Origin of the sequence: Amycolatopsis sp. NBC_01488 (assembly GCF_036227105.1) — a bacterium.
Lineage (GTDB): Bacteria > Actinomycetota > Actinomycetes > Mycobacteriales > Pseudonocardiaceae > Amycolatopsis.
Genome location: NZ_CP109434.1, coordinates 7447386 through 7463200 on the forward strand (window position 1 = coordinate 7447386; position 15815 = coordinate 7463200).

The 15815-nt window shown below is 72.1% G+C and carries 15 protein-coding genes; 7 read left to right on the forward strand and 8 right to left on the reverse strand.

Annotated elements, in window-relative coordinates:
- Positions 1-7 precede the first annotated feature (7 nt).
- From OG738_RS35060 to OG738_RS35075, 4 genes are read right to left on the reverse strand one after another with little or no spacing between them, the layout of a single operon-like run.
- On the reverse strand, positions 8-1312 hold the full coding sequence (locus tag OG738_RS35060; protein ID WP_329047442.1) for an amidohydrolase family protein: 1305 nt from the start codon (positions 1310-1312) through the stop codon (positions 8-10).
- 23 nt (positions 1313-1335) lie between these two features.
- Positions 1336-2307, reverse strand: coding sequence for an MBL fold metallo-hydrolase (locus OG738_RS35065; protein WP_329047443.1), 972 nt, complete (start codon positions 2305-2307; stop codon positions 1336-1338).
- Positions 2308-2327: 20 nt separating this feature from the next.
- Positions 2328-3311: a quinone oxidoreductase family protein gene (locus OG738_RS35070; RefSeq protein WP_329047444.1), complete on the reverse strand. Its 984-nt coding sequence runs from the start codon at positions 3309-3311 to the stop codon at positions 2328-2330.
- A 39-nt stretch (positions 3312-3350) separates the two neighbouring features.
- Entirely contained in the window at positions 3351-4226 is an 876-nt protein-coding gene (locus tag OG738_RS35075; protein ID WP_329047445.1) for a dioxygenase family protein, read from the reverse strand.
- A gap of 119 nt (positions 4227-4345) precedes the next feature.
- Here OG738_RS35075 and OG738_RS35080 point away from each other — a divergent pair, with 119 nt between their 5' ends.
- Positions 4346-5227: a LysR family transcriptional regulator gene (locus tag OG738_RS35080; RefSeq protein WP_329047446.1), complete on the forward strand. Its 882-nt coding sequence runs from the start codon at positions 4346-4348 to the stop codon at positions 5225-5227.
- Between the two features lie 150 nt (positions 5228-5377).
- Positions 5378-7042, forward strand: a complete 1665-nt coding sequence (locus OG738_RS35085) for a discoidin domain-containing protein (protein WP_329047447.1) — start codon at positions 5378-5380, stop codon at positions 7040-7042.
- A 306-nt stretch (positions 7043-7348) separates the two neighbouring features.
- Here the strand turns inward: OG738_RS35085 and OG738_RS35090 are convergent, their stop codons facing one another.
- From OG738_RS35090 to OG738_RS35100, 3 genes are read right to left on the reverse strand one after another with little or no spacing between them, the layout of a single operon-like run.
- A complete protein-coding gene (locus OG738_RS35090; protein WP_329047449.1) occupies positions 7349-8476 on the reverse strand; it encodes an epoxide hydrolase family protein in 1128 nt (375 codons plus the stop codon).
- 9 nt (positions 8477-8485) lie between these two features.
- On the reverse strand, positions 8486-8977 hold the full coding sequence (locus OG738_RS35095; RefSeq protein WP_329047450.1) for a hypothetical protein: 492 nt from the start codon (positions 8975-8977) through the stop codon (positions 8486-8488).
- A gap of 47 nt (positions 8978-9024) precedes the next feature.
- Entirely contained in the window at positions 9025-10440 is a 1416-nt protein-coding gene (locus OG738_RS35100; RefSeq protein WP_329047451.1) for an amidohydrolase family protein, read from the reverse strand.
- A 140-nt stretch (positions 10441-10580) separates the two neighbouring features.
- Between OG738_RS35100 and OG738_RS35105 the strand changes: the two genes are divergently transcribed.
- The 5 genes from OG738_RS35105 (at position 10581) to OG738_RS35125 (ending at position 15235) form a co-directional block, all read left to right on the forward strand.
- Positions 10581-11390, forward strand: coding sequence for an IclR family transcriptional regulator domain-containing protein (locus tag OG738_RS35105; RefSeq protein ID WP_329047452.1), 810 nt, complete (start codon positions 10581-10583; stop codon positions 11388-11390).
- A 68-nt stretch (positions 11391-11458) separates the two neighbouring features.
- Positions 11459-12619, forward strand: a complete 1161-nt coding sequence (locus tag OG738_RS35110; protein ID WP_329047453.1) for a CaiB/BaiF CoA transferase family protein — start codon at positions 11459-11461, stop codon at positions 12617-12619.
- On the forward strand, positions 12612-13403 hold the full coding sequence (locus OG738_RS35115) for a citryl-CoA lyase (RefSeq protein WP_329047454.1): 792 nt from the start codon (positions 12612-12614) through the stop codon (positions 13401-13403). The genes OG738_RS35110 and OG738_RS35115 overlap by 8 nt, the downstream gene beginning before the upstream one ends.
- Before the next feature lie 11 nt (positions 13404-13414).
- On the forward strand, positions 13415-14275 hold the full coding sequence (locus OG738_RS35120; RefSeq protein WP_329047455.1) for a dioxygenase family protein: 861 nt from the start codon (positions 13415-13417) through the stop codon (positions 14273-14275).
- A 6-nt stretch (positions 14276-14281) separates the two neighbouring features.
- Entirely contained in the window at positions 14282-15235 is a 954-nt protein-coding gene (locus tag OG738_RS35125) for a quinone oxidoreductase family protein (RefSeq protein ID WP_329047456.1), read from the forward strand.
- Here the strand turns inward: OG738_RS35125 and OG738_RS35130 are convergent.
- Entirely contained in the window at positions 15232-15765 is a 534-nt protein-coding gene (locus OG738_RS35130) for a carboxymuconolactone decarboxylase family protein (protein ID WP_329047457.1), read from the reverse strand. The two genes, OG738_RS35125 and OG738_RS35130, sit on opposite strands and share 4 nt — an antisense overlap.
- Positions 15766-15815 lie beyond the last annotated feature (50 nt).

Sequence of the window (15815 nt, forward strand, 5' to 3'; positions counted from 1 at the left end):
GGTCACCTCAGGCAACCGCCGGCGCCAGCAGGCGGTCCCGCGACGCGCGAGCCAGTTCGCGCACCGCCGCCAAGTCGTGCCGGACGAGCCGGCCGTCCCGCTTGACCACCCGGCCGGCGATCAGCACGGTGTCGACGTTCTCGTTGTCCGCCAGGGTGATCGCCGCCGGCAGGTGGTTCACCGGCGCCAGGTTCGGCCGGTTCGTGTCGAGCAGGACGATGTCGGCCTGCTTGCCCGGGGTCAGCGAGCCGATGCGGGCCTGGAGACCCAGTGTGCGCGCGCCTTCGATGGTGGCCATCCGGACGACGTCGCGGGTGGTGATCGTCAGTGCCGCCAGTGACTCGCCGCGGGACAGCGCGACGTGGTGCTGCCAGCCGCGCTCGGCTTCGAGCGTTCCGCGCATCTCGGCGAAGAGGCTGCCACCCACCCCGGACACGACGTCCACGCTCAGGCTCGGCTGCACCCCGGCCGCGCACAGCCGGCCGGTCGCCGGGTAGCCGTGGCCCATCTGCATCTCGACCCGCGGGGAGATCGAGGCGTGCCCGCCGGTTTCGGCGATGAGCCGCAGTTCGGCGTCGGTGCAGGTGTTGCAGTGCACGTAGATCAGGTCCGGGCCGAGCAGGTCCCGCCGGTGCAGTTCGGTGATCGACCGCTGCCGGCCCAGCAGCCCGACGCCGACGTGCATCGACGTGCGGATGCCGAGTTCGCGGGCGAGCCGGAGGTCGGCGACGGTGTCTTCGATCGGGCCGAACTCCGGTCCCATGCTGGCGAGCGCGAAGCCGACCAACCCCGAGCAGGACTCCGCGACGCGGGCCACGTCGCGGGCGTACCACCCGGCAGGCGGCCCGCCCGGGTTGCCGTAGCCGAACACGGCCCGGACGCCGGAGTCCACCAGGCCGCGCACCGCTTCGTCGGCGTGCTCGGGACTGCGCATGATGTGCGCCCAGTCCAGCACCGTGGTGATGCCGGCGTCGACGGCCTCGAGCGCGCCGAGCAGCTCGGCCGCGTAGACGTCCTCCGGGCCGAACCGCGGGCCGAGCGTCAGCAGCATCCGGTCGATGTACTCGCCGAGCGTCCAGTCGGCCGCGATCTGCCGGAGCGCGGCCTGCCAGAGGTGGCGGTGGGTGTCCACCAGCCCGGGCAGCACGATCCGGTCGGTCGCGTCGATGACGCGCGCCCCCGCCGCCGGGATCCCCTCGCCGACGGCCACGATCGTGTCGCCTTCGATCAGCACGTCGCCGCGCGGCAGTTCGCCGATGCCGGGATCGACGCTGTAGACGGTGCCACCCTGGATGAGCGTTCTCTGTGTCATCGTCGACCTCCGGTCCGGGACGGCTATCGCCAGGTGCGCGTGTCGGGCGGGACATCGCCGACAGTCAGCACCGTGCCCGCCGTGACGATCTCGAAGGCGTCCGGGAGCAGCTCCGCGACGGCCTTCTTGAGCGGGAACCCGCTGCAGTGCATGGGCGCGACCAGCTTCGGGTCGTACGCGGCGAGGGCTTTCGCCGTGTTGTCGATCCGGTGGGCGCTGATCCCGGGGTGTCCGGTGTGGAACCCGCCGAGGACGCCGTAAAGCGTGTCGGTGCCTGTGAGGCCCCGCATGTGGTCGACCGAGCTGACCACGCCGCGGTGCCCGCACGGGTCGATGACGATCAGGCCGTGGCCCTCGACGTCGATGCCGAGCACCTGGTGGTCGTTGATGTCGTCGGCTTCGACGTGGCCGTCCGCGTGGACGCACAGGCGTCCGGCCGGCGCTTCCCGCTCGAACTCGGCGCTGGTCTTCATCTCGCCGGAGGTGAGCAGGCCCGGTCCGAGCGGTACCGGGTCCCGCGCCTCCATGAGGTGCCCGCCGGCGGCCCGGATCCCTTCGCGGGTCAGGCCGATGTTGATCATCGGGAGCGTGGTGTGCGGCTTGACGATCATCCGCGGGTCGAACGCGTCGGGGTGCGCGAGGACCGGGGTGGGGTGGCCGATCGCTTCGAGCACGCCGTTGATGCCGCCGAAGTGGTCGGGGTGGCCGTGGCTGAGCACCACCGCGTCGACCTCGCTCAGGTCGACCCCGAGGTGCCGCGCGTTGTGCAGCACCACCGGCGCCGTCAGCCCGGCGTCGAACAGGATCTTCGTGGAACCGTTCTCGGTGAACGTCTCCACGAGGAAGCACAAGCCGTTCTCGGCGAGCAGTTCGCCGTAGCGGGAGCTGAAGTGCTGGTCCATGTTGTATCGGCGGACCCGGGGGCTGGAGGGCAGCAGGATGTCGATGAAGTTCTCGTCGAGGACGGTGATGCGGGCGCCTGCGCAGCGCGTCATGGTCTCGCCTTTCCGGGTGGTCACGAACGGGATTCCGGGACGATGACGACGCGACCGGGAACCTGGTCCGCCACCGCGGAATACGCTTTCTGCCCGTCTTCGAGGCCGAACCGGTGCGCGACCGGCAGCGGCCGGAACTCGCCACGCTCGAAGTACGGGGTGAGCAGGGTCAGCCGCTCGGCCGACTCGGTGACGTCGAGCTTGCGGCTGTCGGCGCCGAGCAGCCGCGCCTCCCGGTGGTAGAAGTCCGGCAGGTTGATCTCCACCGTCGGGGTGCCGACCGCGCTGATCACCACGAGCCGGCCGCGCTGGGCCAGTGCCCCGAGCGCCGCCGCCGTGGTGACGCCGCCGACCGCGTCGTAGACGACCTCGGCGCCCCGGCCGCCGCTGTGCTTCAGCAGCGTGTCGGCGACCTCCGCCGAATCGGTGAAGGGCACGAACTCGTCCACGATCTCGGCCGCGGGAGTGCCTTCGGCCGGGGCGAACCGGTCGACACCGAGCACCCGGGCGCCGCGCGCGCGGGCGATCTGGGCGACCGCGCCGCCGACCCCGCCGGCGATCCCGAAGACCACGACGGTCTCGCCCTCGCCCAGCTGCGCGACCTCGACGGCGCCGAGCCAGCCGATCACGAAGTTGACCCCGACCGCCGACGCCTCCTCGAAGCTCAGCCGCGCGGGCTTGCGAGCCAGCGCACCGACCGGGACACGGACGTACTCCGCGTGCGAGCCGTCGAGGGTGAAGCCGACGTCGCCGCCGGTGCCCCACACTTCGGCACCACGCCACTCCGGCGGCCCGTCGACGACGATCCCGGCGAAGTCCCGGCCCGGTGTCCGGGGCAGCACGGTGTCTTCCATGCTGCCGGCGACGTTCTTCAGGTCGGACGGGTTGACCGAAGCGGACCGGACGGCGACCACGGCCGTGCCGTCGGTCGCGACGGGATCGGGCACCTCGGCGACCCGCAGGACATCAGGACCGCCGAACCGGTCGAAACGAAGCGCACGCACTTAACTGTCCTTTCTGGACTCCGGACGGGGGAGCCACGGTCACCGGCGGGCCGGGTCGAGGGTGAAGGTCCATTCGACGGTCTGGAACGGCTCGTCCATTTCGGTTCCGTCCGGCGCGGTTTCGCCGGCCTCGTGCGGCACAAAAGAAGTGACCAGGGAACGCTTGACACCGAACACCGCGTCCTGCTCGAGGTACGGGTCCCCGCGCCGGAACAACATGGTCACCAGCGGCTCGTGGCCCGGTGCGTGGAACCAGAAGTGGATGTGCTCGGGCCGCATCGGCGAGCGGCGCGCCGCGCGGAGGATCTCGCCGCAGGGTCCGTCGGTGGGCACCGGGTAGTACCGCGGGACGATCGACCGGAACGAGAACCGGCCGTCGCGATCGGTCTTCAGCCAGGCCCGCATCGCCGGTTCACCGTGCAGCTTGTCCGCCTGCTGGACGTCGTAGAAGCCCTCGCTGTCGCTGTGCCAGGTGTCCACGTCCGCCCCCGCGACCGGCCGGCCGCCGGCGTCCACGACCGTGCCGCTGAAGAACAACGGCATACCGGGGACCCCGCCGGAGATGTCGGCACCGTTCTCCGCGCGCGGCCTGCCCTCGACGTAGAACGGCCCGAGGAGGGTGGAATCGGTGGCTGAGCCGCTGCCGTGGTTGAGCTGGTCGACCAGCACACTCAGTCCCAGGATGTCCGAGAGCAGGACGAACTCCTGGCGCGTCGGGCTGCTGATCCGGCCGATCCGCTCCAGGAAGTCCACCGCGGTGAACCATTCTTCGCCCGTCAGCCGGACTTCACGGGTGAAGTCGTGCAAGTGCTGCACGAGTTTCACGAAGATCTCGCGCATCCGGTCGTCGGCGGCGCCGTCGAAGGTCTTCTGCACCTCGGCGGTGATGGTTTCCTCGGTCAGGTCGATCGACATCGCTCGACTCCCTTCGTCCGGCCCCGGTGGGCCCCAACACTCCGAGCATCGCCCCGGGAGGTCATCTCGTCCAACGAAGAGTTTCGATACACACCATCTCCATGTGAGATAATGCCGGGGTGGATCTTCGCCAGCTGGAGTACTTCGTCGCCGTCGCCGAGGAGCGCAGTTTCTCGCGGGGCGCCCACCGGGCCCACGTCGTGCAGTCGGCGGTGTCGACGGCGGTGGCGAAGCTCGAGCGCGAGCTGGACATCCGCCTCCTCGACCGGGCCGCGTACCCGGTCACGCTGACGTCGGCCGGTGCCGCGTTCCTCGCCGAAGCCCGCGGCACCCTCGCCGCGGCCCGGCGCGCGAGAAACTCGGTCGCGCCCTTCCGCGAACAGCTCAGCGGTAGCGTCGACCTGGGGATCCTGATGTCCTCCGGGCCGCTCGACCTGCCGGCCTCACTGGGCCGGTTCCACGCCCGGTACCCGCTGGTGTCGGTGCGGTTGCGGCAGAGCGTCGCGGGCACCGCCGGCCACCTCGAGGCCGTCGCGGGCGGCGCGCTGGACCTCGCGCTGGTGGCGGCCACGACGCCGCCGGCGAGCGTCACCCTCCGCACGATCGCCCGTGAGCCACTGGTGCTGCTGTGCCGGCCGGAGCACCGGCTCGGCACCCGCGGCCAGGTGCAGGTGTCGGACCTGGCCGGCGAAACGGTCGTGCGGTTCGCCGCGGGCTGGGGCATCCGCCGTCAGGCCGACGAGGCCTTCGCCGCCGCGGGCATCAGCCCGGACACCCCGTACGAAGTGGCCGACTACGACACCGCGGCCGGGCTCGTCCGCAACCGGCTCGGCGTCGCGCTGCTGCCCGAGACGCCGGCCGCCCGCTACCCCGACCTCCGCGCCGTCCCCATCACTCCCGCGAGCACCTGGACGCTGGCGCTCGCGGCACCGGCGCGGTGGGTGATGTCCGCGGCCGCGACGGCGCTGGCCGACGATCTTCTCGAGGCATGCCGCGCCTGACCGGGCGGCGGACCGGGCACTGCGGCCATAATTGCGAGCGTATGTACGAAAATTTCAGAAATCAGTTCTACTATTGCTACTTCTTGGCGGCGAGCCTACAGTCCGTTCACCGGAAGACGTATTCGGGCAACGGTGCCGGGAGGAACTGGCATGGCGATCTCGCGCAGGACGTTCATCGGCTCGGCCGCGGCCGCTTCGGCGTGGGGAGCGCTTTCCCTCGCCGGAGCACGATCCGCCGCGGCGGCGAGCCCGCCCGGGGACGTCGTCGGCAAGATCACCGTCGGGTACCAGGGCTGGTTCGCCTGTGCCGGCGACGGCGCGCTGATCAACGGCTGGTGGCATTGGAGCCAGGACTGGAGCCGGACCCCGTCGCCGTCCAACAACGTCATCAAGGCCTGGCCGGACATGCGCGAGTACACCCGCACGTACCCGACGGCCTACGGCAACCTCGGCAACGGGCAGCCTGCCACGCTCTTCTCGTCCTACGACCAGCAGACCGTGGACACGCACTTCCTGTGGATGCAGCAGAACGGCTGCGACACCGCTGCGCTGCAGCGGTTCAACCCCAACAGCAGCGAAGGCCCCACCCGCGACGCGATGGCCGCCAAGGTCCGCAGCGCCGCCGAGTCGCACGCGCGGAAGTTCTACATCATGTACGACGCCACCGGCTGGGCGAACATGCAGTCCGAGATGAAGGCCGACTGGACGGCGAAGATGTCCGCCCACACCGCGTCGCCCGCCTACGCCCGCCAGAACGGCAAACCGGTCGTCTGCATCTGGGGGTTCGGCTACAACGACCCGAACCACCCCTGGGACGCCGGCACCTGCCTCGACGTCGTGAACTGGTTCAAGGGACAGGGTTGTTACGTCATCGGCGGCGTGCCGCGGGAATGGCGGACCAGCGACGGCGGGTCCCGGCCGGGCTTCGGGGACGTCTACCACGCCTTCAACATGATTTCGCCGTGGATGGTCGGGGCGATCAGCGACGCGGCGGGCTCGGATTGGATGTACCAGAACCTGACCGTGCCCGACCAGGCCGACTGCACCAGCCACGGCATCGACTACCAGCCGTGCGTGCTGCCCGGCGACGTCTCCGGCCGGCAGCGCGCCCACGGCGACTTCATGTGGCGCCAGTTCTACAACATGGTCCGCGCCGGCGCCCAGGGCATCTACATCTCGATGTTCGACGAGTACGGCGAAGGCAACCAGATCGCGAAGACCGCCGAAACCGCCGCGATGACCCCGGTCGGCTCCGGCCTGCTCGCGCTCGACGAAGACGGGACAGCGTGCTCGTCGGACTACTACCTGCGCCTGACCGCCGACGGCGGCCGCATGCTGAAGGGCCAGCTCCCGCTGACGGCGACCCGGCCGACGTCACCGACGCTGACCACCGGCGGCTCGCTGGACCTGGCGCGCGGCCGCGGCACCTCCGAAAGCAGCCACACGCAGAACTACGGCGCGGGCAACGCCGTCGACGGAAACCCCGACAGCTATTGGGAAAGCGCGAACAACGCGTTCCCCCAGTGGCTCCAGGTCGACCTTGGTGCGGCGACCGCGGTGACGCGGGTGGTGGTCGCCGTCCCGCCGTCGAGCGCGTGGGCGACGCGGACGCAGACCATGAGCCTGTCGGGCTCGTCGGACGGCGCCACCTTCGCGACGCTCGTCCCCGCGACCGGCTACGTGTTCGACCCGGCGCGAGGCAACAGCGTCACCATCACCGTGCCGGCCGGCAGCCGTCGCTTCCTGCGCCTGACGTGCACGGGCAACACCGGCTGGCCGGCCGGCCAGGTCGCCCGGTTCGAGGCCTACAGCTGACCACCGCGGCGCAGGAGCCCGACATCGGGAAGCGGCGGGCGTACGAGCTGGCCGAGCACGACCGGAAGCTGGTGGCAGCGGATCCCTGAACACGCCGCTGAACGCGAGCAGGCGGCACAGAACGCTCTTCCGGACCTGCCGCGCGCTCCCTGGAGCGCGCACGACGCCGGCATCGACGAGCAGCTCGCGGACCCACGCTCGTGGATCCCGGCCGTCGTCGCTTGACTGACCGACTGACTGACTGCGGTCAGTTCCGGATCAAGTCGGCCGACCCGGGACGCCTGGCCGGGAACTGACCGGGAACTGTCACGTACGGCGTTCGCGGTAGGGGCGGAAGAAGTCCCTCAGCTCCTGGGCGTAGAGCTCCGGTTCCTCGAACGCCGCGAAGTGCCCGCCGCGGGCCGGCTCGGTCACGCGGACCGTGTTCGCCGTGCGGTCGAGCCAGGACCTCGGCGGGCGGACGATGTCGCCCGGGAACAGCGTGAAGCCCGACGGCACCTCAACCCGGCGGGCCAGCTGCGCCGGCGGGATCGCCGCGTTCGCGCGGTACATCCGCATCGACGAGCCGATCGTCTCCGTCAGCCAGTAGAGCGTGATGTTGGTGAGGATCTCGTCGCTCGTGAAGGGGAAGCCGTCGCTCCACGAGCGGAGCTTCTCCACGATCCACGCCGCCAGCCCGGCCGGCGAGTCGTTCAGCGCGGCCGCCGCCGTCTGGGGTTTCGTGCGGTGCATCGCCGCGTACGCACCTTCGGACGCGCCCCAGGCCGTCACCGTCGCCATCCAGTCGCGCTCCTCCGGCGTCAGGTCCGCGGGGTCGCCGGTGAAGAGCGGGACGCCCGCGTCGGTGCGGTGGACCGCCACCACCCGGTCGGGGTGGTCGAGCGCGAGGTAGCGGCTGACGTGGCTGCCGATGTCCCCGCCCGCCGCGCCGAACCGCGGGTAGCCGAGCGTGTCCATCAGCTCGGCCCACAGGCCGGCGACGGCGATGGAGTTCACCGGCGTCGCGGGGCGCGAGGAGTAGCCGTAGCCGGGCATGTCCGGGACGATCACGTCGAAGGCGTCGGCCGGGTCGGCGCCGTGCGCGCCGGGGTCGGTCAGCAGCGGGATCACCTTGGTGTAGCGCCAGAACGAGTCCGGCCAGCCGTGGCTGAGCACCAGCGGCAGCGCCGGGCCGGCCGCCCGGACGTGCGCGTAGTGGATGTCGTGGCCGCCCAGCGAAACGCGGAACCGCGGGATGGCGTTCAGCTCGGCTTCGCGGGCGGGCCAGTCGAAGCCGTCCGCCCAGTACGCGACGAGCTCGCGCAGGTAGGCGACGTCGGTGCCGGCCGACCACCCGGCGTCCTCGGGCCCGTCCGGCCAGCGGGTGGCGCGCAGCCGGGTGCGGAGGTCGCCCAGGACGGCGGGGTCGGTGCGCGGGGCGAAGGGCTCAGGCATGCCCCGAGCCTAGGAGGCGAGCAACGCGATGACCGCAGCCGACTTCGGCGCGTCGAGGAACCGCAGGCCCATGAAGTTGTCGCCGGCGGTGAAGCCGGGCAGCGCCCAGATCGCTTCGTACGGCAGCCCGACGCGCCGGTACCGCCGCAGGCTGTAGACGTTGCTGAACAAGCACTTCCCCGGATCCGGGTTCCACAGCCGGCGCGCGAACTCCGGGTTGCGGAAGCCGTGCCCGACTTCGGCGGTGGCCTGGACGTGCTTGCCGCCGGTGAACAGCACGACGTCCCCGGTGGTGACGGTGTCCATCCGGCGGTCGTACTTGTCCTTGGCACCCCAGAACCGCGCCCGGCCGTCGGCGTGCAGCGCGTTCAGGCGGGCGAGGTCGGCCGGGTCGAGCAGCTCGGCGAGGGCACGGAAGTCGACGGTCTGCTCGAGCGACTCCGCCCCGTACCGGCGGGCGTCGGCGGTGCCGTAGGAGGGTTGGATGAACACCTGGGCCACGGCCGCACGCTACCGGGTGCTCGTGCACGCCGTGACTGCCACCGAGCTCAGCCGCCGTGGGTGGTGTCGCTGTGGTAGGTCGTGTACGTGTACGGGTTGTCCAGGATCTTCGTCTCCGGGATGTCCGGGTTCATCCCCTTCGCCCACGCCTCCTCCCCCAGCTGCGCGCGCAGGTACTCGACCGTCGACTCCACTTCGCGACGGACCGCCGGGAGGTCCACGTCCACCAGGCGGCCGTCGCGTTTCACGACGCGGCCGCCGACCAGGACCGTGTGGACGTCGCCGCGCTGGGCCTGGAACGCCACGTGGCCGTACGGGTTGAGCAGCGGGAACGACACCGGCGAGTGGTCGTTCTTCAGCAGCACCACGTCGGCCTTCTTGCCGACCTCGAGGCTGCCGATGTCCGAGCGTCCCAGCGCGGCCGCGCCGCCGCGGGTGGCCCACTCGACCACCTGCTCCGCGCGCAGCGCCGCGTGCGTCACCGTCTCGCCCTTCGCCTGCGCCTCCAGGTGTTCGCGCGACCGGTCCGCGCCCAGCGTCGTGCGCATCGCGGAGAACAGGTCGCCGCTCCACCAGACCGACGTGTCCATCGACAGCGACACCGGGATCCCGTACTGGCGCAGCGCCCAGGTGGACGGGTAGCCCTGGCCCGCGCTCTGCTCGCTTTCCGTCGACACCGACGCCGAGCCGCCGGTCGCCGCGATCCGGTGGTAGGAGTCCGCCGACAGCGACGCGCTGTGGACGTAGATCGTCTCCGGGGTCATGAAGCCGTGCTCGTGCATCAGCCGGATGCCGTCGTCGCCGGTCGCGCCCCAAACACCCGCGTGGGTGGTCACCGGCACGCCCAGCTCGCGCGCCACCTCGAACGCCGGCTTCTCCGGGAACGCCGGGTCGCCGGTGACGTCGAAGGCGAGCTGGAAGCCGAGGTCGCCGCCCGTGCGACGCGTGACGAAGTCGCGGAACTCGGGGGTGCCGGTCCAGTTCGCCGGGGCGTCCTGGATGTTGCCGTAGGCGAGGACGAACCGGCCGGGGACGGCTTCGAGCGCGTCGGCCGCCGCGTCGGCGTGCTGGGTGGTCTGCAGGCCGTGGGACCAGTCCACGGTGGTCGTGACGCCCGCTTCGAGCGCTTCCCACGCGCCGAGGACGTTGCCCGCGTGGATGTCCTCGGGGCGGAACACCTTGCCCCATTCGAGGTAGTACCAGACGAAGTACTGCGTGAGCGTCCAGTCGGCGCCGTAGCCGCGCATGGCGGTCTGCCACAGGTGCCGGTGGGTGTCGATCATGCCCGGCAGGACGATGCCGCCGGTGGCGTCGATCTCCTCGGTGCCCGCCGGGACGTCGAGAGCCGGCCCGATGGCGGCGATCTCGCCGCCGGTGACCAGGACGTCTTCGCCGGGCAGCACCCGGTGGGCGCCGTCGACGGTCAGCACCGTGCCGCCTCGCAGGACGATCGATCCGGACATCGCTGCCTCCGCTTGCGTACACTCGTCCGCTGTACGGACACTGGTGGGGTGCAGTCACCTTTGCCCAGTGCTGCGCCGGTGTCAATGCCCGTCGATCGCCGCCGTTACGCTGCGGGCAGGACTGCAGAGGGAGGTCGTGCATGCCACGCGAGGGAACGGGTCCCGACTTCATCGAAGCGCTGGCGCGCGGGCTCGAGGTGATCACGGCGTTCGGCCCGCACCGGCCGGAGCTGACGCTGGCCGAGGTGGCGACCGCCGCCGGCCTGGCCCGCCCGACCGCGCGCCGGATCCTGCTCACCCTGGAGGAGCTCGGCTACGTCCGCGCCGGCGGCCGCGGCTACGCCTTGACCCCGCGCGTGCTCGACCTCGGCGTCGCCTACGTGCGGTCGATGGGCCTGTGGGACGTCGCCCGCCCGCACCTGGAACGCCTGGTCGCGCGCACGAACGAGTCGTGCTCGATCGCCCAGCTCGACGGTTCCGACATCGTCTACGTCGCCCGGGTCGCGGTGCCGAAGATCGTCGCGCTGGCCGTCCAGATCGGCACCCGGTTCCCCGCGCTGCCGACGTCGCTGGGCAAGGTCCAGCTCGCCGCACTGGCCCCCGGCGAGCTGGAGGCGGTGCTGGCCCAGCCGACCCGCTCCGGGCTGGTCCCGCGCTGGCAGCCGGACCGGGCCGAGCGCGACGCCGAGCTGCGCGAGGTCCGTGCCCGCGGCTGGGCGCTCACCGACGAGCAGCTCGCGCTGGGCATCCGTTCGGTGGCCGCGCCGCTGCGCGACGGCTCGGGCCGGGTGATCGCCGGGGTCAACGTCAACTGCCACGCCGCCGAGACGTCCGTGGAGCGGCTCGTCGAGCACCACCTGCCGCTGCTGCTGCAGACCGCCGGGGACATCAGCGCCGACTTCGCGCGGCTGGACGACGTCCCGCACGTGACCGTGCCCGCCGTGTCTTGACCACCACCGCGCCGGCGAGGGAGACTGCGGACATGAGTCCGTCAGACGGACAGGATGTGAGGAGCCGGGTGGAACACAGCGCAGTCGGCCCGTTGTCCGGGCTGCTGGTCGCGGACTTCTCCCGGGTGCTCGCCGGCCCCTACGCGACGATGCTGCTCGCGGACATGGGCGCCGAGGTCGTCAAGGTCGAGGGGCCGCAGGGCGACGAGACGCGCACGTGGATGCCGCCGGTGCGCGGTGACGTCTCGACGTACTACCTGGGCGTGAACCGCGGGAAGCGCTCGATCGCGCTGGACCTGCGCGAGGAGGCCGACGCCGCCGTCGCCCGCGAGCTGGCGGCCCGCGCGGACGTGGTGATCGAGAACTTCAAGCCCGGCGGCCTGGCCAAGTACGGCCTGGGCTTCGACGCTGTCCGAGCCGCGAACCCCGGGGTCGTCTACGCCTCCATCAGCGGCTTCGGCTCGGGCGAGGGCCGGCACGTGCCCGGCTACGACCTGATGGTGCAGGCGATCTCGGGCCTGATGAGCCTGACCGGCGACCCGGACGGCCCGCCGTACCGGGCCGGGATCTCGGTGTTCGACGTGATGGCCGGCAACCACGCGGTGATCGGCATCCTCGCCGCGCTGCGCCACCGCGACGCGACCGGCGAGGGCCAGCACGTCGAGGTCAACCTGCTGTCCTCGGCGCTGACCGGGCTGGTCAACCACAGCTCGGCCTACGCCGCGGGCGGGGTGGTGCCCTACCGGATGGGCAACGCCCACCCGAGCGTCTTCCCCTACGAGCCGCTGCCCACCGCCGATGCCGACCTGATCGTCGCCGCGGCCAACGACGGGCAGTTCCGCCGGCTGTGCGAGGTCCTGGACCTGCCCGGCGTCCCCGACGACCCGCGGTTCGCCCGCAACGCCGACCGTACGAAGAACCGCGACCAGCTGCGGCCGATCCTCGTCGAGCGGCTGGCGAAGAAGTCCGCGGTGGACTGGTTCGACGCGCTGACCGAGGTCGGTGTCCCGTGTGGACCGATCAACACCATCGACGGCGGCTTCGCGATGGCCGAACGCTTCGGGCTCGACCCGGTCGTCGAAGTCGGCGACGGCGAGCGCGCCGTGCCCACGACGCGGCACCCGATCCGGTTCTCCGCGACCCCCGCCGCCTACCGGCTGCCGCCGCCGGAACTCGACGAGCACGGCGCCGAACTCCGCGCCTGGCTCACGGAGGCCCGGAATGACTGACGCCGCCTACGAAACCGCGCTCGGATCGTCCACCAAGGACAAGATCACCCTGCTCGGCCAGGACCTCGCCGAGGACGTCATGGGCACCGTCGGCTTCGGCGAGCTGGCCTTCTGGCTGGCCACGCAACGACGTCCGGCCACCGGGGAAATCCGGGTCTTCGAAGCGGTGCTGGCCGCGCTCGCCGACCACGGCTTCACCCCGACCGCGATCGTCACGCGGCTGACGTACCTGTCCGCGCCCGACTCGGTCCAGGGCGCCCTGGCCGCGGGCCTGCTCGGCGGGGGGTCGCGCTTCCTCGGCGTCACCGAGGACTGCGGCCGGTTCCTGCACGACGTCCTCGCGAAAGCGGAGCGCCCGGCGGACGAGGCGGGCTGGGACGCCCTCGCTCTCGAGACCGTCGAAAACCGCCGCGCGGAACGGAAGTTCGTCCCCGGGCTCGGCCACCACGTCCACAAGGACGGCGACCCCCGCACCCGGCGCCTGTTCGCGATCGCCGACGAGGAAGGCCTGCGCGGCCCGCACCTGGAGCTGTTCGCGGCCATCGGCCGGATGCACCCGCAGGTCCTCGGGAAGACGCTGCCGCTCAACGGCGCCGGCGTCTGCGGGGCCGCGCTCGCCGACCTCGGGCTGCCGCTGGAGCTGCTGCGCGGGTTCGCGCTGCTGGCCCGGACCGCCGGGCTGATCGGCCAGCTCGCCGAGGAGCTGCGCCACCCGGTCGCCAACGACATCTTCCTGTCGGTCGACCTGAACAACCGGCCGGTCCCGCCGGACCCGCAACGCTGAGAGGAACGCCGATGCAGCTCGTCACCGAGGACAACATCACCGAGCTCGCCGCGCGGCGCTGGGCGAGCGCGCACGATCCGCGCACGGCGCAGGTCATGGCGGCCCTCGTCCGGCACCTGCACGCCTTCGCCCGCGAGGTGCGCCTCAGCGAGACCGAGTGGATGGCCGCGATGCGGTGGCTCACCGAGACCGGGCAGATCAGCGACGAGAAGCGCGAGGAGTTCATCCTCGCCTCCGACGTGCTCGGCCTGAGCATGCTGGTGGTGCAGATGAACCACGCCTTCGACGCCGAGGCGACCCCGGCCACCGTGCTCGGCCCCTTCCACATCGACGGCTCGCCGGAGAAGGAGTTCGGCGGCGACATGTCCGACGGCCTGCCCGGCACTCCGCTCTACGTGACCGGAACCGTCCGGGGCCTCGACGGCGCGCCCGTGGCCGGCGCGATCCTCGACATCTGGCAGGCCGACGAGGAAGGCGCGTACGAGTCACAGATCCCGGACATCGACGAGGCCCGGCTGCGCGCGAAGTACGCCACCCGCCCCGACGGGAGCTACTGCCTGCGCACCATCGCGCCGAAGGGCTACTCGATCCCGATGGACGGCCCGGTCGGCGAGCTGATCCGCGGCACCGACATCAGCCACTTCCGCCCGGCCCACGTGCACTTCCTCATCAACGCGGCCGGGTTCGAGCCGCTGATCACCCACCTGTTCCAGGACGGCGCCGAGTACCTCGACAGCGACGTCGTGTTCGGCACCAAGCAGGAGCTGGTCGTCACCTTCGAGCCCCGCGAGCCCGGGCCGACGCCGGACGGTGGCGAGTCGGCCGAGCCGTGGCTCGAGGCGCGTTACGACTTCGTCCTCCAGCCGGCCTGAGCGCCGGTGCGGGCGGCGGAGATCCGGGCGGCCGGGCAGGTCCCGGTGGTGGCCGAGCGGCCACTGCCCGAACCGGGCCCGGACCAGGTCCCGGTGAGCGTCACCGCGGCGCCGATCACGCCGCTGGACCTGCTCTGCGCGTCCGGCACGTCGTACTTCGGCCTGCCGGAGCTGCCGTACGTACCCGGTGTTCAAGGCGTCGGCGTGCTGACGCGCCCGACGCCGACCGAGCCGGCCGGGACGCCCGTCTGGTTCGCCACGACCGCGGGGATGCGGCCCGGTGACGGCAGCATGGCCGAGCACGCCGTCGTCGCACCCGCCGACCTGGTCGTCCTGCCGCCGGGAGCGGACCACGCGCTCGTCGCGGCGCTCGGGCTGTCCGCAGTGGCCGCGTGGATGTGCTTGACCTGGAAGGGAAACCTCGTCCCCGGCGAGACCGTGCTCGTGCTCGGTGCCGGCGGGGTCGTCGGGCAGTCGGCGGTGCAGCTGGCCCGCGTCGCCGGCGCGGGGCACGTCGTGGCGTGCGCGCGATCCGGCGTCGCGCTGGCGCGGGCCCGGCGGCTGGGCGCGGACAGCGTCGTGCGCCTGGCCGCGGACGACGACGTCGATTCGCTGGCCCGCCGCCTCGGCGACACTCCCGTCGACCTGGTGATCGACCCGGTGTCCGGGATCCCGGCCGCGGCGGCACTGCGTGCCCTGCGGCCGGGCGGGCGGCTGGTGAACCTCGGCGGCGCCGCCGGTGACGAGTGCCCGGTGTCCTCGGCCGTGCTGCGCAGCCGGTCCCTGCACATCCACGGCTACACCAACAACGCACTCGACGCCGCCCGCCGCCGCGAAGCGCTCCTCACGGTGGTGCGGCACGCGATCGCCGGGACGCTCACCGTCGCCTACGAGCGCGTCCCCCTGCTCGACGCGGGCGACGCCTGGACGCGGCCGGGCCGGATCGTGCTGGTGCCCTAGCGGCCGTAGCCCTCGGCGGCCAGCACCTTCCCCATCATCTCGTAGGCCGCGGGATCCTCCGGCGCGACGGTCGCCAGGCCGTCGACGTAGCGGTTGTACATGCAGAACGCCGCTGCGATGAGCACCGTGTCGTGCAGTTCGACGTCGGTCGCCCCGGCGGCGCGGGCCGCGGCGACGAGCTCCTCGGTGACGGCGCGGCCGGTGTCCCGGGTCGCGAGCGCGATCCGCAGCAGCGCCTTGAGCTTGTCCGACACGGGCGCGTCGTCGACGCCGGCGCACGCCGCGTCGACCACCGCGCGGCCGCCGTCGAGGGTTTCGGCCGCCGCGGCGGCGTGGCTGCCGTGGCAGAAGCGGCATTCGTTGCCGTTCGACACGACCGCCGCGATCAGCTCGCGCTCGCCGACGGTCAGCGTGCTGGGCCCGCGCAGGAGTGTCTGCGCCAGGTGGTTCAGCGGCGCCGCGGTCTCCGGGCGGTAGGCCATCAGCGACCGGATCCCGGGCAGCTGCGGGTCGAGCGGGATGTGCGGCATCGCGTTCCTCCTCGCGGGAAAGATCTCCCCGGAGTCTTTCGGCCGACGGC